The organism is Asticcacaulis machinosus (assembly GCF_028550435.1).
GTDB lineage: Bacteria > Pseudomonadota > Alphaproteobacteria > Caulobacterales > Caulobacteraceae > Asticcacaulis > Asticcacaulis machinosus.
On record NZ_JAQQKV010000004.1, the window covers coordinates 106,376 to 127,836 of the forward strand.

At 57.9% G+C, this 21,461-nt stretch carries 23 protein-coding genes; 7 read left to right on the forward strand and 16 right to left on the reverse strand.

Going from position 1 to position 21,461, the window contains the following annotated elements:
* Positions 1-142: 142 nt before the first annotated feature.
* From hisF to PQU98_RS15820, 12 genes are all read right to left on the reverse strand, one after another.
* Positions 143-910, reverse strand: a complete 768-nt coding sequence (hisF, locus tag PQU98_RS15765) for an imidazole glycerol phosphate synthase subunit HisF (RefSeq protein ID WP_272745922.1) — start codon at positions 908-910, stop codon at positions 143-145.
* Positions 911-1,090: 180 nt separating this feature from the next.
* Entirely contained in the window at positions 1,091-1,822 is a 732-nt protein-coding gene (gene hisA, locus PQU98_RS15770) for a 1-(5-phosphoribosyl)-5-[(5-phosphoribosylamino)methylideneamino]imidazole-4-carboxamide isomerase (RefSeq protein ID WP_272745923.1), read from the reverse strand.
* A 166-nt stretch (positions 1,823-1,988) separates the two neighbouring features.
* Positions 1,989-2,582 carry an imidazole glycerol phosphate synthase subunit HisH gene (gene hisH / locus PQU98_RS15775; protein ID WP_272745924.1) on the reverse strand — a complete coding sequence of 198 codons (594 nt, stop codon included), beginning with the start codon at positions 2,580-2,582 and terminating at the stop codon, positions 1,989-1,991.
* Positions 2,579-4,078: an imidazoleglycerol-phosphate dehydratase HisB gene (hisB, locus tag PQU98_RS15780; protein ID WP_272745925.1), complete on the reverse strand. Its 1,500-nt coding sequence runs from the start codon at positions 4,076-4,078 to the stop codon at positions 2,579-2,581. The genes hisH and hisB overlap by 4 nt, the downstream gene beginning before the upstream one ends.
* 170 nt (positions 4,079-4,248) lie before the next feature.
* Positions 4,249-5,547 carry a histidinol dehydrogenase gene (hisD, locus tag PQU98_RS15785; RefSeq protein WP_272745926.1) on the reverse strand — a complete coding sequence of 433 codons (1,299 nt, stop codon included), beginning with the start codon at positions 5,545-5,547 and terminating at the stop codon, positions 4,249-4,251.
* 178 nt (positions 5,548-5,725) lie between these two features.
* Positions 5,726-6,607 (reverse strand): ATP phosphoribosyltransferase, encoded by an 882-nt coding sequence (gene hisG, locus PQU98_RS15790; RefSeq protein WP_272745927.1) that lies wholly within the window; start codon positions 6,605-6,607, stop codon positions 5,726-5,728.
* A 121-nt stretch (positions 6,608-6,728) separates the two neighbouring features.
* Positions 6,729-7,025: a YerC/YecD family TrpR-related protein gene (locus tag PQU98_RS15795; protein WP_272745928.1), complete on the reverse strand. Its 297-nt coding sequence runs from the start codon at positions 7,023-7,025 to the stop codon at positions 6,729-6,731.
* An 86-nt stretch (positions 7,026-7,111) separates the two neighbouring features.
* The gene (locus PQU98_RS15800) at positions 7,112-7,705 is read right to left on the reverse strand and encodes a YcxB family protein (protein WP_272745929.1); all 594 of its coding nucleotides are present in this window, start codon (positions 7,703-7,705) and stop codon (positions 7,112-7,114) included.
* 224 nt (positions 7,706-7,929) lie between these two features.
* The gene (locus PQU98_RS15805; RefSeq protein WP_272745930.1) at positions 7,930-9,189 is read right to left on the reverse strand and encodes an Hsp70 family protein; all 1,260 of its coding nucleotides are present in this window, start codon (positions 9,187-9,189) and stop codon (positions 7,930-7,932) included.
* 329 nt (positions 9,190-9,518) lie between these two features.
* Positions 9,519-10,217: a TPM domain-containing protein gene (locus tag PQU98_RS15810; protein WP_272745931.1), complete on the reverse strand. Its 699-nt coding sequence runs from the start codon at positions 10,215-10,217 to the stop codon at positions 9,519-9,521.
* Between the two features lie 9 nt (positions 10,218-10,226).
* The gene (locus tag PQU98_RS15815; protein ID WP_272745932.1) at positions 10,227-11,027 is read right to left on the reverse strand and encodes a TPM domain-containing protein; all 801 of its coding nucleotides are present in this window, start codon (positions 11,025-11,027) and stop codon (positions 10,227-10,229) included.
* 35 nt (positions 11,028-11,062) lie between these two features.
* Positions 11,063-11,740, reverse strand: coding sequence for a LemA family protein (locus PQU98_RS15820; RefSeq protein WP_272745933.1), 678 nt, complete (start codon positions 11,738-11,740; stop codon positions 11,063-11,065).
* Between the two features lie 149 nt (positions 11,741-11,889).
* Here PQU98_RS15820 and PQU98_RS15825 point away from each other — a divergent pair, with 149 nt between their 5' ends.
* Positions 11,890-12,471 (forward strand): hypothetical protein, encoded by a 582-nt coding sequence (locus PQU98_RS15825; RefSeq protein WP_272745934.1) that lies wholly within the window; start codon positions 11,890-11,892, stop codon positions 12,469-12,471.
* Between the two features lie 128 nt (positions 12,472-12,599).
* Here PQU98_RS15825 and PQU98_RS15830 read toward each other — a convergent pair whose 3' ends face one another.
* Together PQU98_RS15830 and ald are read right to left on the reverse strand one after the other, a co-directional pair.
* Positions 12,600-13,154 (reverse strand): GNAT family N-acetyltransferase, encoded by a 555-nt coding sequence (locus tag PQU98_RS15830; protein WP_272745935.1) that lies wholly within the window; start codon positions 13,152-13,154, stop codon positions 12,600-12,602.
* Positions 13,155-13,378: 224 nt separating this feature from the next.
* Entirely contained in the window at positions 13,379-14,491 is a 1,113-nt protein-coding gene (gene ald, locus PQU98_RS15835; RefSeq protein WP_272745936.1) for an alanine dehydrogenase, read from the reverse strand.
* A 140-nt stretch (positions 14,492-14,631) separates the two neighbouring features.
* Between ald and PQU98_RS15840 the strand changes: the two genes are divergently transcribed.
* Entirely contained in the window at positions 14,632-15,096 is a 465-nt protein-coding gene (locus tag PQU98_RS15840; protein WP_272745937.1) for an Lrp/AsnC family transcriptional regulator, read from the forward strand.
* Between the two features lie 210 nt (positions 15,097-15,306).
* Here the strand turns inward: PQU98_RS15840 and PQU98_RS15845 are convergent, their stop codons facing one another.
* Positions 15,307-16,128 carry a DUF1365 domain-containing protein gene (locus PQU98_RS15845; protein WP_272745938.1) on the reverse strand — a complete coding sequence of 274 codons (822 nt, stop codon included), beginning with the start codon at positions 16,126-16,128 and terminating at the stop codon, positions 15,307-15,309.
* Between the two features lie 3 nt (positions 16,129-16,131).
* Complete coding sequence (locus tag PQU98_RS15850; RefSeq protein WP_272745939.1) at positions 16,132-17,559, reverse strand: NAD(P)/FAD-dependent oxidoreductase; 1,428 nt, start codon at positions 17,557-17,559, stop codon at positions 16,132-16,134.
* Between the two features lie 50 nt (positions 17,560-17,609).
* Here PQU98_RS15850 and PQU98_RS15855 point away from each other — a divergent pair, with 50 nt between their 5' ends.
* The 5 genes from PQU98_RS15855 to PQU98_RS15875 all read left to right on the forward strand — a co-directional run bounded on the left by PQU98_RS15855 (position 17,610) and on the right by PQU98_RS15875 (position 21,453).
* On the forward strand, positions 17,610-18,353 hold the full coding sequence (locus tag PQU98_RS15855) for a sigma-70 family RNA polymerase sigma factor (RefSeq protein ID WP_272745940.1): 744 nt from the start codon (positions 17,610-17,612) through the stop codon (positions 18,351-18,353).
* The gene (locus tag PQU98_RS15860; protein WP_272745941.1) at positions 18,350-19,009 is read left to right on the forward strand and encodes a ChrR family anti-sigma-E factor; all 660 of its coding nucleotides are present in this window, start codon (positions 18,350-18,352) and stop codon (positions 19,007-19,009) included. The genes PQU98_RS15855 and PQU98_RS15860 overlap by 4 nt, the downstream gene beginning before the upstream one ends.
* Positions 19,010-19,012: 3 nt before the next feature.
* Entirely contained in the window at positions 19,013-19,435 is a 423-nt protein-coding gene (locus tag PQU98_RS15865) for a DUF2177 family protein (RefSeq protein ID WP_272745942.1), read from the forward strand.
* Positions 19,436-19,474: 39 nt separating this feature from the next.
* On the forward strand, positions 19,475-20,713 hold the full coding sequence (locus tag PQU98_RS15870) for an SAM-dependent methyltransferase (RefSeq protein WP_272745943.1): 1,239 nt from the start codon (positions 19,475-19,477) through the stop codon (positions 20,711-20,713).
* Positions 20,714-20,796: 83 nt separating this feature from the next.
* Positions 20,797-21,453 (forward strand): histidine phosphatase family protein, encoded by a 657-nt coding sequence (locus PQU98_RS15875; RefSeq protein WP_272745944.1) that lies wholly within the window; start codon positions 20,797-20,799, stop codon positions 21,451-21,453.
* Positions 21,454-21,461: the final 8 nt, after the last annotated feature.

Consider the following 21,461-nt stretch of genomic DNA (forward strand, 5'->3'; position numbering starts at 1 on the left):
CACATCTCAATCGCTACGCGATCTCGTGCGGTCCCCCTCCCCATCAAGATGGGGAGGTAAAATGGAGCTACTTTTATACCTCCCCAGTTTACTGGGGAGGGGTACCGCGCCAGCTTGCTGGCGGGGTGGTGGGGTATCTTTCTTAAATCCGTACCGCGATTCCGGCACTTTGCAGGTCTCGTTTCAGGTCAGGGATGTGGATGATCTTTTTGTGAAACACCGACGCCGCCAAAGCGCCCGAAACGTCGCACTGGTCGAACACATCGCTGAAATGTTCGACCGCGCCAGCCCCGCCTGAGGCCACGAGCGGAATATCGATCAGGTCGCGCACCAGCCGCAGTTGTTTCAGGTCATAACCTTTACGGACGCCATCCTGATTCATGCAGTTGAGCACAATTTCACCGGCCCCGCGGTTTTGGGCTTCGACTACCCAGTCGAGGGTTCGACGGCCCGCCGCACGGATCTTGTCCGGATCGCCGCTGTACTGATGCACGTAATAGTCGCCATCCAGTTCACGGCTGTCCACGCCGACGACCACGCACTGCGACCCGGCCATTTCGGCCAGTTCGTTGATCAGGTCGGGCCGTTCCAGGGCGGGAGAGTTGATCGACACCTTATCAGCGCCGCTGTTCAGGCATTTCACGGCTTGCTCGGCCGAGCGGATGCCACCGGCCACACAAAACGGAATATCAAGCGCGCGGGCAATGTCACGAACCCAGTTGTAATCGACCGTTCGGCCTTCGGCAGAGGCGGTGATGTCATACAGCACCAGTTCATCGGCGCCTTCGTCGCGATAGCGCAGGGCCATATCGACCGCATCGCCCAGAACTTCGTGGCCGACAAACTGCACGCCCTTGACGACCTTGCCGTCCTTGACGTCGAGACAGGGGATGATGCGTCTGGCTAACATAGCGTTTCCAATTTCTTTCTCCTCCCCTGCGACGCGGGGGAGGTGGCGCGGCGCTCGCGTGCGCGCGAAGTCCGCGACGGAGGGGGCGTTCCATGTGAGGTTTGCCCCCTCCGTCTCGACGCGCTTTGCTTGCTCGACACCTCCCCCGTACGCTTCGCTACAGGAGAGGAGATATAAGAATTACCCAACATTGAGTGCGGCTTTAAGGTCGATCAGACCCTCATAGATCGCCTTGCCCACAATCGCGCCGTGTACCCCCAGCGCCTTGAGATCATAGAGGTCGTCGATGGATTTCACTCCGCCGGAGGCCTGAATCTCAAGATCGGGGCGTTTCTGACGCAAAGCACGCATTAGGTCCATATTCGGTCCCATCAACATGCCGTCGCGCGACACATCGGTAACCAGAATCCGCTGGGCTACTCCGACCGGATAATAATCCAGCACATCCCACAACGAAATACCCGACCCTTCGACCCAGCCATGCAACGCCGCATCGAAGTCACCATCTTTGGTCGGTAGGACATCCAAAGCGAGCGTAATGCGCTCCTTGCCGAAGTCTTTCAGCCAGCCGCGAACCTCTTCGGGGTTCTTGACCGCCGCCGATCCGACCACCACCGCTGCCACGCCGGCATCGAGCAGGGTTTTGACGTGTTCGCGTGAGCGCACGCCGCCGCCGGTCTGGATCCTGGCTTTTGAGGCCTTGGCCAGTCGTCCTATCAGTTCGTGCTGCTGCGGCGAGCCGGCCTTGGCGCCATCAAGGTCGACAATATGCACCCATTGGGCAGCCTCATCGTTGAACAGCGACAGGCGCTTGAACGGGTCGGGATCATAAAGAGTTACCTGATCGAACTTGCCCTGGGCCAGACGGACACAGGCACCGTTAATCAGGTCGATAGCGGGGTAGAGGATCATGTTAAAACTCGGTTTTAAGACCTCCCCCTGTTGCAGGGGGAGGTGGCCTGAAAGGCCGGAGGGGGTAAGCAGGTCGTGGGGTGTTACCCCCTCCTGATGTTGATGCAGACATCACCATCAGGCTCCCTCTGCACCGCGCGGGCGGCCCCGCAGGGGGAGTTCTTGGTCAAATCTTCAAAAAATTCTCCAAAATCTTCGCACCGGTGGCTGAAGACCGCTCCGGGTGGAACTGACAACCCCAGACATTGCCTTTGCGAACCATAGCCGCAAACGCCGCGCCATAGGTCGATTGGGTCAGGGTGTAGTCATTGACCGGGCACACAAAACTATGGACGAAATAGGCATAATCACCGGCATTAACACCGTCATTAAGCGGATCTGTCTTAAGCGGTTCCAGTGTGTTCCAACCCATATGCGGAACGACATAATTTTCAGGCACGATCATTTTGGTGACCTTACCCGGAATCAGGCCCAGACATTCAACATCGCCTTCGTCGGAGCCCTCAAACAGCAGTTGCTGCCCCAGACACACCCCCAACAGCGGACGCTCAAAATTGCGCAGTACGTCCACCAACCCAAGCTCACGCATCTGAGACATGGCAAAGCCCGCGGCTCCGACGCCGGGCAAAACCAGCTTAGGGGCCGCGGCGATTTCAGCCGTGTCCGACGACAGCACAGCCTCCGCTCCCAGCCGCTCCAGCGCAAACAGGACGGACGCTGTGTTCGCACAGCCTAGTTCAACAACAACGACTTTGCTCATGCGAGCATACCTTTCGTTGATGGCAGGCTGTCACCCTCAATGCGGGTCGCCTGACGAAGGGCCCGGCCCAGCGCCTTGAAACAGGCCTCGGTCTTATGGTGATCATTGCCGCCGGAGACTTCGACATGGATCGAGGCCCCCAGCGTTTCCGACAATGACCGAAACGCATGGGCTGTCATTTCGGTCTGATAATCACCGATGTGGGTGGCCTCGAATTCACCTTTGAAGACGCAGAATGGCCGCCCGCCCAGATCAACACTGACCTTGGCTTCGGTCTCATCCATCGGCAGGACAAAGCCAAAGCGGGCCATGCCGATGCGGTCGCCCAGCGCCTGTTTTAACGCGGTGCCGACCGCCAGCATGGTGTCTTCGACCGTGTGGTGGGCGTCGATATGCAGATCGCCTTCGCACGCCACCTGCAGCGAGAACCCGCCGTGTGACGCCACCTGATCGAGCATATGATCAAAGAAGCCGACGCCGGTGGATATGCTGATCGGCTTGGGGTTATCGAGATCGACCATCACCGAAATGCGCGTTTCCTTGGTATCGCGCAGATATTCCCCTTTGCGGGCGGGCTTGGCGTCGGAGGTCACGCCCAGCGCCGTCAAAATCCGGTCATTGAACGCGGCGTCGCCCATCGGCAACAGCAGGCCGTCATAGGCATTGCGCGCACTGATACCAAAGCGCTTCAAAGCCGTTTGGGTGCGGATCAGATCCATCGGTTTCAGGTGAATAAACGGCCCGTCGTTCAGCTCAAAATGGGCCAGAGCCTTGCTCTCGGCCAGCTTGTGACGCAGGCGCGATTGCTCAGACCGCACCAGAGCAATACGCGCTTCGACATTGATCTGCCGCGACGGCGACAGCACCAGTTCGGCGGCCTTAAGCGATGGTGTTGGCAGCGGATAGGGCTCACAGTATCGCGTCAGGCCCGCCAAAGTCTTGGCCCCGGCGATCAGCGCGCCGACCCGCGCCCCGCCGATACCGTAGAGATAGGACAGGCTTTTGAAGACGATGACATTGGTCTCCGTCCGCGTCAGTTCGACTAAGCTTTGGGCATCGACGGCATCGAAATAGCTTTCATCCACCACCAAAAGCGTCGGGAAAATATCGACCGCCAGAGTGCGGGCGGCTTCAAGGCTCCAGGCCTTGCCGTCGGGCAGGCGCGGATTGTCGATCAGGTAAAGGCCCGCACTTTTGGCCCCCAGCGCGTTTGACGGCGGCGACTTGATCTGCAGGCCGTAAACATTGCACAGGCTTTCGAGATAATAGGATTTCTCGCTCAAGCCCGTGTCAGCCAGGATGGTTTCATGGCCATGCAACCGTAAGCGCCGCAGCAGGATTTCCATGGCGTGGGACGCGCCGCGGGTGACCAGAAGCTGATAGGGCTCAACGCCGTAAAGCTCGGCCATGCGTTCCCGCAGCGGCTCCAGCGACGGGGGGGAGCCTTCGAGGCCGGACGTGGCGGCGGTCAGGGATGAAAACGGTGACGCGAACATTGATCAGTTTTCCTTTACTTGGAGGCGTCCATTTAAGGGCTCCCACCACCACGCGGTTGCCCGCGTGGTCCCCCTCCCCAGTAAACTGGGGAGGTATATTTTTACACTCCCCCGGCGTGCCGGGGGAGGTGGATGACCGAAGGTCAGACGGAGGGGGGAAACCCACATGCCTAAACCTCTAATCTAAAGTCTGCGGCCAGCGCATGAGCCTCTAAGCCCTCAAGACGAGCGAGGCGGGCGGCGGCGGGGGCAATGGCGGCGGCCCCGGCTTTGGTGGCGCGTTGTACCACAAAACTAGTAAGGTATGAGCGTACCGTAATGCCGTCATAGGCTTTGGCGGCGCCATCGGTCGGCAGGACATGGCTGGGCCCTGCGGCATAGTCACCAAAGGTTTCGGCGGCGTATGTGCCCGCGAAAATCGTGCCTGCGGCGGTCAGTTTCGGAATAATAGCGTCGACGTTTTCGACCTGAATCGCCAGATGTTCGGGGCCATAGAGGTTGGAAACCTCGGCTGCGGCCGCAAGATCATCGACTATAAACAGGCGGGCCTGTTCCAGCGAAGCGCGGGCGATGGTTTCACGCGGCAGGCGGGACACTTGCGCTTCGACCTCGGCGGCAATGGCGGCGGCGATATCGGCATCGAGCGAGACCAGCACAACTTGCGCGTCTGAATCGTGTTCGGCCTGACTAAGCAGGTCGGCGGCCACCAGCTTTACATGAGCGGTTTTGTCGGCAATCACCAGCAGTTCCGAAGGGCCTGCGGGCATGTCGATGGCGATGCCGGAGACGCGCTCGGTCGCCTGACGCTTGGCTTCGGTGACGTATTTATTGCCCGGCCCGAATAGCTTATCGGCGGCAGGTACGCCGTCCAGTGCACCGGTCGCCAAGGCCGCAATGCCGTGCGCACCGCCGACCGACCACAAACTGTCGAGGCCAGAGGCGGCGGCGGTGGCGATCATCATCGGATGCAGGGAGCCATCCTTGGCGGGCGGGGTGATGGCGACGCGGTTGGGGACTTTGGCCACCAATGCCGGTACCGCCGTCATGATCAGGGTTGAAAACAAAGGTGCCAATCCGCCCGGAATATAGAGCCCGGCGGTGGTAATGGGGCGATACACCCGTTGCAGGGAAAGGCCGGCTTTGGGTGCGATGACGGGGCCGTCGCTCGGCAATTCGGCTTCCTGAAAGGCGCGCACGTTTTCGACCGCCAGTTCCATCGCCGCAAGGTCTTCACGGGAAAGCGCGGCACGGGCGGCATCGACGGTGGCGGCGGTCAGGTCGATCCGCTTAGGGGCATGGCCATCCAGCTTGATCGCCCAGTCGCTCACGGCGGCGAACCCGCGCGATTCCACATCATCGAAGATCGTGCGCACGGTCTCCAGCACGCGCGGATCGCGCCGGTTGGCGGGGCGGGCGAGGGCGGCTTTGCGCTCTGCGGCGTTCAGATTTTTCCAGACAAAGGTTTTCATCGTTTTACCCAAAGAAAGCCAGAAACCCAACCACCACATCTCACCGCTTCGCGTCTCGTGCGGTCCCCCTCCCCAGTAAACTGGGGAGGTACAAGATGATGTCTTATACCTCCCCGACTTGTCGGGGAGGGGGACCGAAGCGCTCTTGCGCTTTGGTGGTGGGGTATCTTGCTTAAAATTACTTCATCATTTTCTCGATCGGCAGGACCAGGATCGCCGAAGCTCCCGCCGTTTTAAGCTTATCCAGCGTGTCCCAGAACACATTTTCCTGACAGACCGCATGAACGGCGACCGTGTCTTCGCGGCCGGCCAGTTGCATGATCGTCGGCGCATCAGCACCGGGGATCAGGTTGATGATCTCATCCAGATGGGTGCGCGGGGCATTCATCATGACGTACTTGGCGCCGGTCGAGGCCGTCACACCATCGAAACGCCGCAGCAGCATGTCATAGGTGTGGGCCAGTTCCGGGGCCGGAGCATGGGGGGCCTTGATCAGCACGGCCTCGGATTTCAGCACCAGATCGGTCGCCTTCATGCCGTTGGCCTCCAGTGTAGCGCCCGTGGACACAAGGTCACAGATGGCGTGGGCGATCTTCATGCGGGGGGCCACTTCGACCGCGCCGCGCATTTCGACAATCTCCGCCGTAATGCCGTGGGTTTTGAGCCACGCGCCCAGCACATTGGGATAGGAGGTGGCGATACGCTTGCCTTCCAACCACTGCGGGCCGGTGTAATCGGCTTCGTTCGGCACGGCGACTTTAAGCGTACACGACCCAAAACCGAGCCGCTGCACAATCATGGCCTCAAGGTCAGCGTCGGGGAAGTGTTCGGCCAGAACATTGTAGCCAACGATCCCTAGTTCTGCGACACCATCGGCCACAAAGGTCGGGATATCATCGTCACGCACGCGCAGCAGGTCGATCGGCTGGTTCTCGATCCGGTAAAGCAACTCATTGGCGCCCTTCATGACGCGCAGGCCGGCACCTGAAATCAGCTCCAGCGAACGGTCAGCCAGACGACCGGACTTTTGGACAGCAATGCGAAGGCGGGGTTCAGACATTAGGCTCTACTTCTCAAAACCTCCCCTGATATCAGGGGAGGGTGGCGCGTAGCGCCGGGTGGGGTTATATAGACAGAGTGGTTAACCCCCCTCTGTCACTGCGTGACATCTCCCCCTGATATCAGGGGGAGGGTGGCGTTTTCAAACGGTCCAGCACACGCCGGTAACCTTGATGAGGCATGTCGCGCAGGAAACGCGCCACGCGGGTAACGGTGGTGGTCGAAGCCCCCGTCTTTTCGGAGATTTCGCGGTAGGATGACTGCCCTTCGTCCAGCAGGCGCGCGACCTTGAACCGCTCGGCAAAGGCGCGCAGTTCCGACGGCGTGCACAGGTCGTCCAGAAACGCCTTCACCTCCGCCTCGGTCTGAAGGCTCAGGATGGCACGAACCAGAATGTCATCATCGGAGGAGGCGGGCATGTCTGTATCAGTGTGTTAATGTGTTATCGTGCTGATACAGTGCGGGCGCGCGGAATGCAAGGGGGAAATGGCGAATTTCCTGATGTTTAGAATGTAATATCTTTGGCTAGTAACCAGTGTTTGGATGAGGTCTTGGAAAAAGTATCCGCGTCTTCACTGGAATCAAAGGCGCTTTTAGGAATTATGATGGCGCAGTTTTTATTCGCGAATATCAGTATGGTTTTGCAGGTTTCTGAAACGTCATAAATGTTCGCCCATTCTGTTTCAGAATGTTTATGGCCAGAGGATTTAGAAAATTTTGATGCTGTAATCTCAACCTGATTTTCACGTCTTGAGACCGGGCTGATGATAAATATCATCAGTTGTGTCAGGTAGTTGATGAGTGGGGATAGCACAAATAAGAAGATCGCAGTGAACAGGCAGCACACCAAGCTTACAAATATTATCATGAACGTGGTAACAGCCGGTGCAAATCCCGGAATATCGGGGGCATCAGCGGTGATCGTGCTTAACATTGGGACTGTAAAAAACATCATGGTGGCAATAAGAACCACCGAACCGATCCAGAATTTTCGCCAGATATTTTGGGCGTATTTTGTCTTTATCCACACCTGAAAGAAATCATTGAGATTTTCCAGCCTGATTTTGTAGCTGTTGGTTTTAAGTGAGGCTTCGGTCAAGATGTGGATTCCGGTTGATGGCTACCAGAATGCCCTTGAATAATTTCAATTATAATAACTGATCCACGCTCCTAGCGAATAATGCCTTTATTATACTCCCCCGGCGTGCCGGGGGAGGTGGCGCGAAGCGTCGGAGGGGGGCTTTCAAGCCGTAGCCAGGCCCCCCCTCCGTCTTTTTGCTGATGCAAAAATCCACCTCCCCCAACGCGTTGGGGGAGTATAAATCAGGTATACCGCTCTTTCGCGGCCAGACCCAAACCAGACGCCACCGAAGAAAAGCGGTCGCCGTAGTTAATAGTGGCGGCCGGAAACGCGGCGCGCATGGCGTCCTCAAAGCCCGGCATGGCGGTCGATCCGCCGGTCATAAACAGGGTGTGGATGGCATCAATCTCAAGCCCTGCTTTTTCGTTCACGCAGGCCACCGCCGTATCCACAATCCGACCGACTTCACGCTCGGTCGCGGCTTTGAGGGTGTCGCGGTCGATGTCCATCAGCCAATCCGCATCAACGGCGCTGAGGTCAACCGTGGTTGCCTCCTGATCCGACAAAGCGATCTTGGCGCCTTCAATGCGGTTGGCGACATGGTGGCCCAGTTGCTTATCAACCGTATCGACCAGACGTTGGGTGAGTTCGGGTTGCGCGGCCTGAAAATGCAGTTGCCGGATACCGGCGATGTTCTTTTGCGTATAGAGAAAGTTGATCAGGTGCCAGGTCGCCAGTTGGTGATAATAAAGCCCCGGCATATCCAGCCCGCTTTTCATCTGTGACCGGAACCCCATCTCACGCATGGCGGTATTCAGACTCAGGCGCGTATCGAAATCCGTACCGCCGATGTGAACGCCTGAATTAGCCAGAATGCTGTTTGCCCGATCATCGCCGCGCTTAGCATTGGGCGACAGCTTGATCACCGAAAAGTCGGAGGTGCCCCCGCCGATATCGACAACCAGCACGACCTCATCGCGCGTCAGACGGCTTTCATAATCGCGCGCGGCGGCCAGAGGTTCATACTCAAAGCTGATGTTTTTAAAGCCTTGCGCCTCCGCAATGCCGCGCAGTTCGGCTTCGGCGCGGGCGTCGGCCTCCGGGTCTTCGTCGACGAAATGGACGGGCCGGCCCAGCACGACATCTTCGATAGCCGCACCCGTATGGGCTTCGGCTTTGGCTTTCAGGTGTTTGATATAGAGCCCGATAATGGCGCGAAAATCCTTGCGCCCCGCGCCGATCTGAGTCGTTTCGCCGATCAGGCGGCTGCCCAGAACCGATTTCAGCGCGCGCATCAGGCGGCCTTCATAGTGCTCCAGATATTCACCGATGGCCGCCCGGCCAAAGGCGGTTTCTTCGGTTTCAAAATTGAAAAACAGCGCCGACGGTAAGGTCACGGATGTGCCTTCGACCGGCACCAGTTCGAGACGATCGCCAAATCCCGCGCACACCGCCGAGTTGGACGTGCCGAAATCGATACCGCAATAGGGACGGGAGGTCATGGCGCACCGTGGACTTTGAAAAGGGCGCGTGTTTAACGCTGCATGGGGGGGAAGGCAAGGGGGCGTTTACAGCAATCACATATGAAAGATCAGCCTGCTTCCCCTCTCCCCGCAGGCGGGGAGAGGGTGGGGTGAGGGGCCTAAGGATGCTACGAGCACGCTGCGTATGGGTTTTTGCCCCTCATCCGGCCTGTCATCAAGGATGCCAAGCCACCTTCTCCCCGTAAAAAACGGGGAGAAGGAAATGTCGCGCAGCATAATTTTACCCCCTCTTTTATGCAGGCTCAGCCTGCATAAAAGCCCCCCCTCCAAGAGGGGGAGTTCTAAAATCAAATCTCGATCAGCACATCCGGCAGTTCGTTGAGATTGACCGCATCGGGCGGGAAGTGCGCGCTTAGAACTTCGCCGCTTTTGATGACCGCGGCCTCGAACCCGCCGGTCAGATCATCGCGTTTGATATGGCTGATTAGGGCCGCGACCGTTTCATCCCAGACCTTGTGATCGACTTTTGAATAGATGCCCTCATCGGCGATGACATCGACAAAATGTTCCTCTAAAGCGCAGAAAATCATCACGCCGGTGCGGGCCTTGGTCAGGTGCAGACCGCGGGCCATGAACTGCTCCATCGCCTTTTTGTGGGCGCGTTTGCGCTTGATGCTACCCGGTGTCAGGGCCAGGCGCACCTTGGGGATGCTCACCAAGCCGTAAACTATGGCGAACAGAATGACCTGCACCAGACCGTAAAGCCCGATGGTTTCCAGCCGGTTATAAAACTCCTGCTGGCCGTGGGCAGCCTGCCACTCAATGGCGGCGCTAGGGAGGATATGAACCAGCCAGTCCTGCGGCCATACGCCCATCAGCGCCATGATCACCGGCCCGATCAGGGCGGCGGCCGTCGCCCACATCAGCGGGGTTTCGGGGTAATCCAGCGGCTTTGATTTGATGACGCAGGTGATCTCACCCGACGTCGTTTCCTCGGCCTTTGAGATGGCGGCATTGATGCGGCTGTGATCGATTTTAAGTGCCATGATCTGATCCTACCAACTGCCCGATGAGCCGCCGCCGCCGAAGCCGCCGCCGCCCCCGCCAAAACCACCGCCGCCGAAGCCGCCTCCGCCGCCGCCTGACCAGCCACCCCCGCCGCCGCCCAGACCACTGAGCAGGAAGAACGGCAGCCAGCCGCGCGAGAACATGACGATCAGGATAAAGATCAGGATGATGACCCAGCGCGGAATTTCTTTTTCCTGCGGCTGTTGCTGCGCGGCCTGCTTGGCGCGGTCGATGGCGACGCCGCGATCAAGCGATAGCTGCTCAATGAGGGCATCGGTGCCGGCGACAATCCCGCCCGGATAGTTGTTTTCGCGAAACTGCGGCAGGATACGGGTTTGAATGATGAGTGACGACAAAGCGTCCGTAATGACGGGCTCAAGGCCATAGCCGACTTCGATGCGCACCTTACGCTCATTGGGCGCGACAATCAGCAAAACACCGTTGTTTTTCTGGGTGATATCGGTGCCGACCGCGTTTTCCGCCGACTGGCCGATGCCCCAGGTGCGGCCCAGCTTATAGCCGTATTCGGCGATATCATAGCCTTCGAGGTCATTCACTGTGACAACCACAACCTGATCGGAAGTGGTCTGCTCCAGCGTCGCCAGTTTTTGCGTCAGCTCGGCCTCAACCTCCGGCGTCAGCAGGTTTGCCTGATCGACGACGCGACCGCTCAGTTTTGGGAAGGTAGGTTCTGCAAAGGCGGCGCTGGTGAACACCAGCGCCATCAGGGCCAGCAGTAATGCCGCACCCCATGATCGTGCCTTATGGACGGGTAAAGTAGCTATCATGGGATGCGGCCTAAGTTTAAGTTTTTAAGGCCGGTTTATTGAGCCGCAGCCGGTGCGGCCGCAGGTGCCGGTTCCGCCGGCTTTAAGCCATCGAAATTGACCGTCGGTGCGTTTTGGGCGCCTGCAGAAGCCTGGAAGTACTCAAACGGCTTTTCGCCGCCATAGACGGTCTTGGCCCACACGATCGTCGGGAAGGTGCGAAGGCTGGTGTTAAAGTCGCGCGCCGATTCATTGTAATCGTTGCGGGCAATGTTGATTCGGTTTTCCGTGCCTTCCAGTTGCGATTGCAGGGCCAGGAAGTTCTGGTTCGATTTCAGGTCCGGATAGCGCTCAACCACGACCATCAGGCGGCCCAGCGCGGACGACAGGCCGTCCTGAGCCTGCTGGAACTGCTGGAACTTGGCCGGATCAGTGATGGTGGACGCATCAACATTGACCGAGGTCGCCTTGGCGCGGGCTTCGACCACTTCGGTAAGCGTCGTGCGCTCCTGAATGGCGGCACCCTGAACCGTCGAGACCAGATTGGGGATCAGGTCGGCGCGGCGCTGATACTGCGACTGCACGTCGGCCCACTTAGCCTTGGTGGCTTCCTGCTTGGTCGGAATGGTGTTGAATCCGCAGGCGGATAAGGTGACAGCGGCGGCGGCCAGTGCGGCAAAGGCCGCGATACGCTTACCCAGTTTAGATTGGCCCAGTTTAGCTGCGAATTGCATATCAGGAGCTCCCTCGAATGCTCAAATTTCAATAACCGGCATCAGGCCGATTATTGGGTATGTGGGTGTTGATACGTCATTTTAAAGAGTTGCAAAAGAGGTTAATCTCATAGCTCATCTGCGTGACAGAAACTTGTGGCAATTTGGAAATGAATAAACGCACGACACCGGGATGGAAAATCTGGGCCTATCTGGTGCCCATAGCACTGGTTCTGGCGGGTTTTGGCTATGTCGCCTATGACAACTGGGGTGTGAAAGCCTATCCCGATCCGATCGAGGTTGAGCGCAAGGCGGCGCAGCGCGGTAAACTGTCGGCGCAGGTGCGCATGGCCGAAATCTATGAATATGGTTTTTCAGTACCGGTCGATAAGGCTGAGGCTGCCCGCTGGTATCGTCTGGCGGCTGAGCAGGGGCATGCCGGTGCCCAGTTCATTCTGGCCGAAAAGCTAATGCGCGGTGAAGGTGTGGCTCGCAATGAGGCTGAGGCTTTTGGCTGGTACCAAAAGGCCGGTTTTAAGGATCACAGTGTGGCGCGCTTTAAGGCCGCCGATATGCTGGCTACGGGCGTGGGGACAGAGAAAAACAGATTGCGAGCCTATGTCGAATTCACGCGTCTGGCCAAGGATGGCGATCAGACTGCTGCTGCACGGGCTAAGGCGCTGGAGGCTGAACTCACCCCGCAGGAAAAGGCCAAGGCGGCTGAGTATCTGGAAGAAGCAAAAGCCGAATAAATCGGTTACTTATTCGTATGTGTTGGCCCCCCTCCGTCAGCCCTATGGGCTGCCACCTCCCCCGGCACGCCGGGGGAGTATAATTACGGATTGATACTCCCCCAGTTTACTGGGGGAGGTGGCAGGGGCTACAACGCCTTGGTCATAATATAGTCGGTAAAGTCGAACGGGCCCATGCGCACCGGCACTTCGGTAATCACCTGAAGGCCGTTATATTTGTAATAGTCGATGGCCTTTGCGTTGCCCTTATTGACATAGAGCGACAGGTGGGTTGCGGGCGCGAAATGCTCCAGCGCGTTGTGCATCAGGGCCTTGCCCAGCCCCAGTCCCTGATATTCCGGCAGGATATAGAGCTTTTTGATCCACAGTGCCCCGCCGTCCTTATAGGCCGAGGCAAAGCCTGTATCGACCGGTGGTTCACCGGGCAGGGCGTAGCTGATGATCCAGAACACATGCCCCAGAACGTCCATGTCCTGCTCAAGCGTATCGAGCGCATAGATTTGCGCCAGCATGGCGTCGATCTGGTGCGGCGCTATTACCCCGTCATAGCTGTTGGGCCATATCCTCTGGGCCAGAGACTGCACGATATAAAGCTCATCCGCCTTGATCTGGCGGATGTGGGTGCGACCGGGTGCCGGACGGCTTACGGGCTTTTGGCGTGTCGTAGTGGCGCTTCCTGTCATGTGGCGGCTTCGCTCTCATGGTTAGTCTGAGATCTGACTATAGATGAAAATCAACCGGTTGATTAGCCGTAAAATGCACCCGATATCTGGTCAAAGAAAAAGGACGCTCGAACGGGGGGCGGTTCGAGCGTCCTTTGGGGTAGGGCGCGCTGGGCGCTCTACGCGAGGGCGGAGACTGCAAGGGGGAAGAACAGTCGCATCACCCGTAAACCTGATATGGGGCTTCAGGTCAGGGTTTCAAGTCCGCTATAGTCAAGATTTAAGGCTTCGGCCACGGCCTTATGGGTGATCTTTCCGCCTTTTATATTAAGGCCTGCGCGCAGATGCGGATCGTGGGTCAAGGCCCCTGCGACACCTTGGCGCACCATCTTCAGCACAAAGGGCAGGGTGGCGTTATTCAAAGCCAGAGCCGATGTGCGCGCCACCGCTCCCGGCATATTGGTGACGCAGTAATGGACGACGCCTTCGTCGATATAGATCGGGTCCTGATGGGAGGTCGGGTGTGAGGTTTCAAAGCAGCCGCCCTGATCAATGGCGATATCGACCATGACCGCACCGGCTTTCATGGACTTGACCATATCGCGGGTAACCAGCTTAGGGGCGGCGGCACCGGGAATCAGCACAGCTCCGATGACGAGGTCAGCATCTCTGACGGCGGCAGCAATGGCCGCCTTAGAGGCATAGGCGGTTTTGATCCGGCCCTGATAGGTCTGGTCAATCTCAATCAGCTTATGGGCTGAGATATCAAGCACAGTGACATCGGCATGAAGCCCGATCGCCATCTGGGCGGCATTGAGGCCGGAAACTCCGCCGCCGATAATGACCACCTTACCCGGTGCCACCCCTGGCACGCCACCCAACAGCACGCCACGCCCACCGAAAGCCTTATGCAGATAAACGGCCCCGACCTGAACCGACAGCCGCCCCGCCACTTCGGACATGGGGCGCAGCAGGGGCAAGCCCCCTTGCGGTTCGGTCACCGTCTCATAGGCGATGCAGGTCGCCCCTGACGCCATCAGGGCTTCGGCTTGAGGCTTATCGGCGGCCAGATGCAGATAGGTGAACAGGGTCTGATCGGGCCTTAAACGCGCACATTCATGCAGTTGCGGTTCCTTGACCTTGACGATCAGGTCACCGGCGGCGAAGGCCTCTTCGGCGGTGGCGACCATGATCGCACCGGCGGCCACATAATCTTCATCCGAAAAGCCTATGGCCGCGCCGGCTTGCGTTTCCACATAGACCTCATGGCCATTATGGGTAAGCTCGGCCACCGAATCCGGCACTAAGCCCACACGGTATTCGTGGTTCTTGATCTCTTTAGGAACGCTGATTTTCATGAGCGGCCTCCTGTGGTTTCCAGTGATTATAGCCTGTTGTGATCACGGTGTTATTTTGTTGATAATGATACGAAAACCGTAAGATGTTTTTGCGAATTTGCGTCTTGAATTGCTAAGTTGCGCGATATAATCTCAATTTCATGGCCAATTCTGACAAATTTTCCGACCTCGACTCCTTTGATCGCGAACTGATCAAGGTCTTACGGGCTGACGCCCGCGCGACGGCGGCGGAATTGGGGGAAAAGGTGGGCTTGAGCCCGTCGGCCGCCCACCGCCGCGTCAAGATACTGGAGCAGCGCGGCATCATAACCGGCTACCGCGCCGTCATCGCCGAAAACGTGCAGGGCAAGCAGGGGACGGTGTTCGTCCATGTCACCTTGCAGGACCAGCGCCGTGAGACGTTCGAAAAGTTTGAAAAGGTCGCCCTGACCTGCGCCCCGATCGAAGAGTGTCACCTGATGTCGGGTGAAGCCGATTATCTGCTGAAAATCGTCCTGCGCGACAGCCTGTCATATGAGGATGTCCACCGCGATGTGCTGTCGACCATGCCGGGGGTATCCAAGCTGGTGTCGCAGTTTTCGATCCGCACCGTCAAGATGATGTAGGCTGAGTTTAAAGATTTTTCGAGTTTAACCAATTCTCCTCCCTACGCTTGCGCTCAAATAGCGAAGCGGTAGCGCGTTTAAAAAGCATGGGGAGGTGGCAGCCCGTCAGGGCTGACGGAGGGGTAAATGCGGCAATGAAGGATACCCCTCCGCCTCGTAAACTCGGCACCTCCCCATCTGCGCCTAAGGGCTCGATAGGGAGGAGAAAGATCACCCGACGGATGCCGAAGATTTCGCCGTCGGCGGTTTGGGGCGGTACTTAATCCCTTTTAGCCAGATTTTCAGCGCTTCCCAGTGGATACCGGCCATGACCTTAAGCGTCATCAGGGGCAGGGCGAAGAACTGACGGCGTAAGGTTTTGTCGGTTAATGCCTCGCGCCGGGCCGTAAAGGCCGCCAGTAGCATATTGGCACCTGCCTGTTTGACCATGATCTTGAGCGCAAAGGTCTCACGCGGCGCGGTCAAGTCGAACTCATAGCCCATATCCATGTCCATAAAGGGTGAGACATGCAGCCGTTTGGCGCTACGTTGATGGATGTGGCGGGCAGGCGTCTCAACCGGCAGGATATAGCTGTGACGGTCGCCGAAAGTATTATTGACCTCATAGACCACACAGCGCATCTGGCCATCCGGTTTCTGAACGAAATAGAGACTGATAGGGTTAAATACATAACCCAGCACCCGCGGCATGGTCAGCAGAAACAGCCGGTCACCATCCGCGTACATCTCATGTGATTTCAAGTGGCGTGCCACGCGGTCTTTTAAGGGGGCCGAGCTATCGGCCTGATCCGGCCCGTAATCGGCCTCATGAAAACTGAGCCCGCCAAACCGGTTGAGCGACAGCCATTTCAGCGGTTTGAGGCCCGCGTCCAGATGATCCAGATCCAGCAGAACCTGAAAAATCCGGTAGCTCAGCCGGTGCGATTTCGGCGCATAGCGGACATGCACAACATCGCCGGTATATAGCCCTGCGGCCAGTGACGGCGCGATTATCTGCGTCTGCGCTTCTGAGGCTGAAAAAGGGGCGTTCATGATCTACTCCGCCGCCATAGTCTCCGCCCAATTCGGCCGCCAGGCAATACGGCTTTGGGCTGGATCAAAGGCCCACGGGCGCTTCAACCCGCTTAAGGTCTCAGCCACCGCCAGACCCGATTGCAGGCCGTCTTCGTGAAAGCCATGCCCCATCCACGCGCCGCAGAACCATGTCCGGCGCACGCCCTGAATAAGCCCGATATGCTGCTGGGACTGCAAGGCGCGGGCATTGAACAGCGGGTGATCAAATTGGGCGGTGGCGATAATCTTCGCCGGATCGACCGGTGTGACCGGATTGAGGGTCACGAAATAGTCGGTCTCGGTCTTCAGGTTCTGCAACCGGTTCATCCAGTAGCTGACGCAGAGTTGCCGGTCATGATCCGCGCCCTTACCGATATAGTTCCAGCTCGACCAGGCGTGGCGGCGCTTAGGCATCAGGTTCGCATCGGTATGCAGTACAACCGTGTTGGGCGTATAGCGGATGCCGCCTAAGATATCGGTTTCCATATCGTCGGCATCACCCAGCATATTCAGCGTATCAGGGGTATGGGTGGCGAAGATCACCTGATCAAAGCGATGGGCGCGGTCGTGCTCATCTATTACAATCACCTCTCGGTCATGGCGGATGACGGTTTTAACCGCAGTATTGGTGACGATACGATCTTTAAAACCGGCGGTCAGTTTTTCGACATAGGCCTGTGAGCCGTTGGTCACCGTCCGCCACGGCACACGGTCTTTCAGGCGCAGCAGGCCGTGGTTTTCAAAGAAGGCGATAAAAGCTTTGAGCGGATAGTCCATGATTTCCCGCGCCGAGGTCGACCAGATCGCCGCCGCCTGCGGCAGCAGATGGTCGTCAATAAAGGCCCGTCCATAACGTTTATCGGTCAGGTATTCGCCCAATGTATAGCTGTCGGAGGTCAAGGCTCTGGTATCAACAGGGGCGTGTTTATAAAAGCGCACAATATCCGACAACAGGCTCAAAAAACGCGGACGGATCAGGTTGCGTCGCTGGGCAAACAGGCCGTTCAGGCTGGTCGAGGCATATTCGAGGTGCCCGGGCCCGTCCTGATCGACGCTGACGCCAAATGACATATCGGAGGGCTCATGCGCCACCCCCAGATGCTCAAACAAGGCCAGGAGATTAGGGTAGCAAGGGTTATTAAAGACGATAAAACCCATGTCGATCCACAAAGGCCTATCTTCGCTTCCGGCATTGAAGCTGTGGGAATGACCGCCGGGGCGGTCAGATTTCTCAAACACGGTCACGTCGTAGCGATCTTTCAGCATCCAGGCTGCTGACAAACCCGCTATGCCGGTGCCGATAACGGCGACCTTCTGGCGATCCTCACCCAGTGGCAGGCGGCTGAAGCTCATATCGCCGTGCGGCCCGTTGGGGTCAAACGGCGTGGCAATATGATGGCTGTCGGGCATGTTGGGGCTCTCAGATGGATTTTGTTTATCTATACGGCACCTAAGACCGCATGGATCAGCCGATCTTTTTGGCAAGCGCCATGATCCAGTCAAAACCGCGTGCCGTATCAACGATCATGAAACACAGCATGTCCGGCCTTCTCGATGAGTGTGATGTCGCAACGGCAGAAGCGTTTGACGTGCGCCCGCTGTCCGGCGCATCATGTGGCATGTCCCATGACGATCTTAAGACCGCCTCGACCGAAGCCCTGATCCTGAAGATCGCCGCCGATCGCGACCGCCACGCCTATGCGCGGCTGTTTTCGCAATTTGCGCCCAAACTCAAGGCCTTCATGATGGGGCGGGGCATGAGCGCCTCTGAGGCCGAGGATCTGGCGCAGGACACGCTTTTGAATGTCTGGCGCAAGGCCCATTATTTCGACCCCAACAAAGCGCAAGCCTCGACCTGGATCTATGCCATTGCCCGCAATCTGCGCATCGATAACCTGCGCAAGCTTCAGCGCGTCAAGGACCTGCCCGAAGATCTGTGGGCGCCTGAGCCTGACCGTGCCGCCGATGAGGCGGTGATCACCGCCCAGTCAGTTAAGTCTATGTCCGCACTGATGCGTACCCTGCCGCCGGAACAGATAGACGTTATCCGACTATCCTTTTTTGAAGACCTGTCCCACGGTGAAATCGCTGCGGCACTTTCGATACCGCTGGGCACCGTCAAATCAAGGCTGCGTCTGGCCATGATGCGCCTCAAAAGCGCTTATGAGGCCTCGGCCGCCAAAGACCCTGTGCTAAGATCATGAGTAGCGTAATGCACCACCCCGCCACCGAACTTTTGCTGGATTACCACAACGGGCGTATGCCGCGCGGGCAGACCCTGACGGTGCGCGCCCATGTCGAGGCCTGCGCCGAGTGTCGGGCGCAATTGCGGCTGTTCGATGTGATCGGGGCCTCGCTTATGGAAGATACGGACGGCGTTGAGATGTCGGCTGATGCACTGGATCTGGCGCTGGCCCGCATTGAGCGTCCTGAAGAGACTGTGCCGCAACCTGTTGCCAAATCCGCAAAGCCCAAGCCTTATCTGGAGGGGATTGCCCTTCCGGCAGGTCTGACAGCGCAGGATTTCAAGCCGCGTTATTGGGCCGCCCCCGGTGTGTGGATTGCCTCGCTTGCCGATGAGCATGACGGTGCCCACACCTATCTGATGGGGGTCAAGGGCGGCATGAACATGCCCGATCATGACCATAAGGGGCTGGAACTGACGGTGGTGCTGACCGGACGGTTTTCCGATACCGGCGGGAATTATCTGCCTGGCGATCTGGTGGCGCAGGCCCCCGGCGATATCCATGCGCCGGCCATTGCGAGCGGGCAGGAATGTATCTGCCTGATCTCGGCGCTGGCGCCCATCGCGCCGAAAACGCTTTTGGGTAAGCTGCTCAAACCGTTTGCGCGGATTTAAGTCATGGTCAGGTTCGCCCTCAGCTACGGCGCGGTGTTTATCATCTTTGCGGTGCTGGATTTCCTGTGGCTGTCGAACATGGCGGGCCGGATTTACCGCCCGATGATGGGCGACCTGCTGCTTGAAAAGTTCAATGTGCCGCCTGCGGTGCTATTTTATATTTTGTATGTCTTTGGCCTGACGTGGTTTGCCGTTTATCCGGCAGTGAGTGGTCAGCTCAACCCCTACAATCTGTCACCGCTGATGTCGGCGGTGGCAGGTGGTTTTGTGGTCGGGCTGATCGGCTATGGCACCTATAATCTGACCGCACTGGCGGTGGTCAGGAACTGGTCGGCGCCTTTGTCATACATCGACATAGGGTGGGGGGCTATCGCCAGTGCGGTAGCATCCGGCATCGCTTTTTTGTGTCTTCGTCTCCTGAAATAATCTATATTTGCCTCATACATAGAGGAAGGGTGCTTAAGTATGCTTACGTCACCGGTCAGTCACTCTGCGTCCGAAACCAGCCTGAAGCCGGTGGATTTATCTTACCTTCCGGCAGCGTTTCGCAAAAGCCTGAACATCCTTAACCGCAACTGGCGCAAAGGTCAGTTGGACATTGTCTTTCCGAACGGGGCGGTGTGGCCGCTAAAAGGGACGGAGGAGGGGCCGACGGCACGGCTTGAGGTCAAAAACCCGCGCTTTATCCGCCGGGTGATGGCGTCGGGCGACATCGGTTTCTGCGACGGTTACCGCGAAGGGGAGTGGGATACGCCCGATCTGGCTGCCCTTCTGACCGTCCTTAGTTACAATCTCGATAAACTTAAGATCCTGCTGGTTGGCAATCCCCTGGTGCGGGTCTTTAACAATATTCTTCACACCTTTAATAAAAACACCAAATCGGGCTCCAAGCGCAATATCTTTGCCCACTACGATCTCGGCAATGATTTTTATGGTCAGTGGCTGGATAAGACCATGACCTATTCATCGGCCCTGTTTGAGGCGGAAACCGACCTCGAATCGGCCCAAACGGCCAAATATGCGGCTCTGGCTAAACTGGTCGATCTCAAACCCGGCCAGCATGTGCTCGAAATCGGCTGCGGCTGGGGGGGATTTGCCCAATATGCCGCCCAGACTATCGGTGCCAAGGTGACGTGTCTGACCATTTCACCAGCACAAGCCGACTATGCCACCGCGCGCATGAAGCGCCACGGGCTTGATAATCTTGTGGATATCCGTCTGATGGATTACCGCGATGTCGAGGGTGAGTTTGATGCCATTGTCTCTATTGAGATGTTTGAGGCGGTCGGCGAGGCCTATTGGGACGCCTATTTCAATCAGGTCAAGGCACGCCTCAAACCCGGCGGCAAGGCGGGGCTTCAGATCATTACCATCCGCGATGACCTGTTTGATGAATACCGTCAGCGTTCGGATTTTATCCAGAAATACATCTTCCCCGGCGGCATGCTGCCAAGCCTTGCCAGACTTAAATCTCAGGCCGCACGGGTAGGGCTGGCGCCGCTTAAAACCTATGGGTTTGCCCTGGACTATGCCCAGACGCTCAAACTGTGGGCCCAGCGGTTTGAGGCGGCATGGAAGGCCGGCCACATCCGCGGCTTTGACGGTCCGTTCCGTAAGCTGTGGCTGTTTTATCTGGCCTATTGCGAAGCTGGTTTTCGCACTGGCCGCACCGATGTCATCCACTTCGGCCTGCAAAGACCCTGAGCGCACACTCAAAAGAGCCTTGTCTTGACTCACCGGTCAGGTTACGACCTTAGATCGTAGTCAATAAGCAGCGGGGCTCGTTCATGGTGGTTTCGGCATTCAGCCCGCAATCCGCTGATTCCCGCGCCGGGGGGCAGGTGAAGGTAGCCGACGCCACATTACGCCAGAAGCGCGGCGCCATTACGCTGGTGCGTCACGGTGAACCGGCCTTGTCGCGCCGCGTGAAGCTGACCGCCAAAGGCTATGGCGAATGGTGGGCGCGCTATGAGGTGGGCGGCCTGCTGGAAGGCCAGCAACCGCCGCAGGTGCTTAAGGACTATATTGCCCGCGCCCGGCACCTGTTGTCATCGACCCGTCAGAGAGCGCTTGAGACCGCCCGCATGGCCTGCGGGGAGCGTCCGTTTGAGCCCTATGACCTGTTTATCGAGGCGCCCCTGCCGCCGCCGGATTTTCCCGACAGCCTGACCTTTAGCCCCAAGCACTGGGGGGCGATCTCGCGCTTCTGGTGGTGGGCGTTCAATAATCACAAGGGGCAGGAGACCCGCCGTGAGGCTGAGGCCCGCGCGCGCAAGGCCGCCGATTTCCTGCTGGAACGCGCCAAGAGCGGCGATGAGGTCGTGCTCATGGCCCACGGCTATTTCAACTATATGATCTCACGCGAACTTAAGCGGTCGGGATATATCAAGACCCATGAGCAGGGCTTCAAATACTGGGGTTGCCGCCGCTATGAGGCGCTCTGATCAGCCTC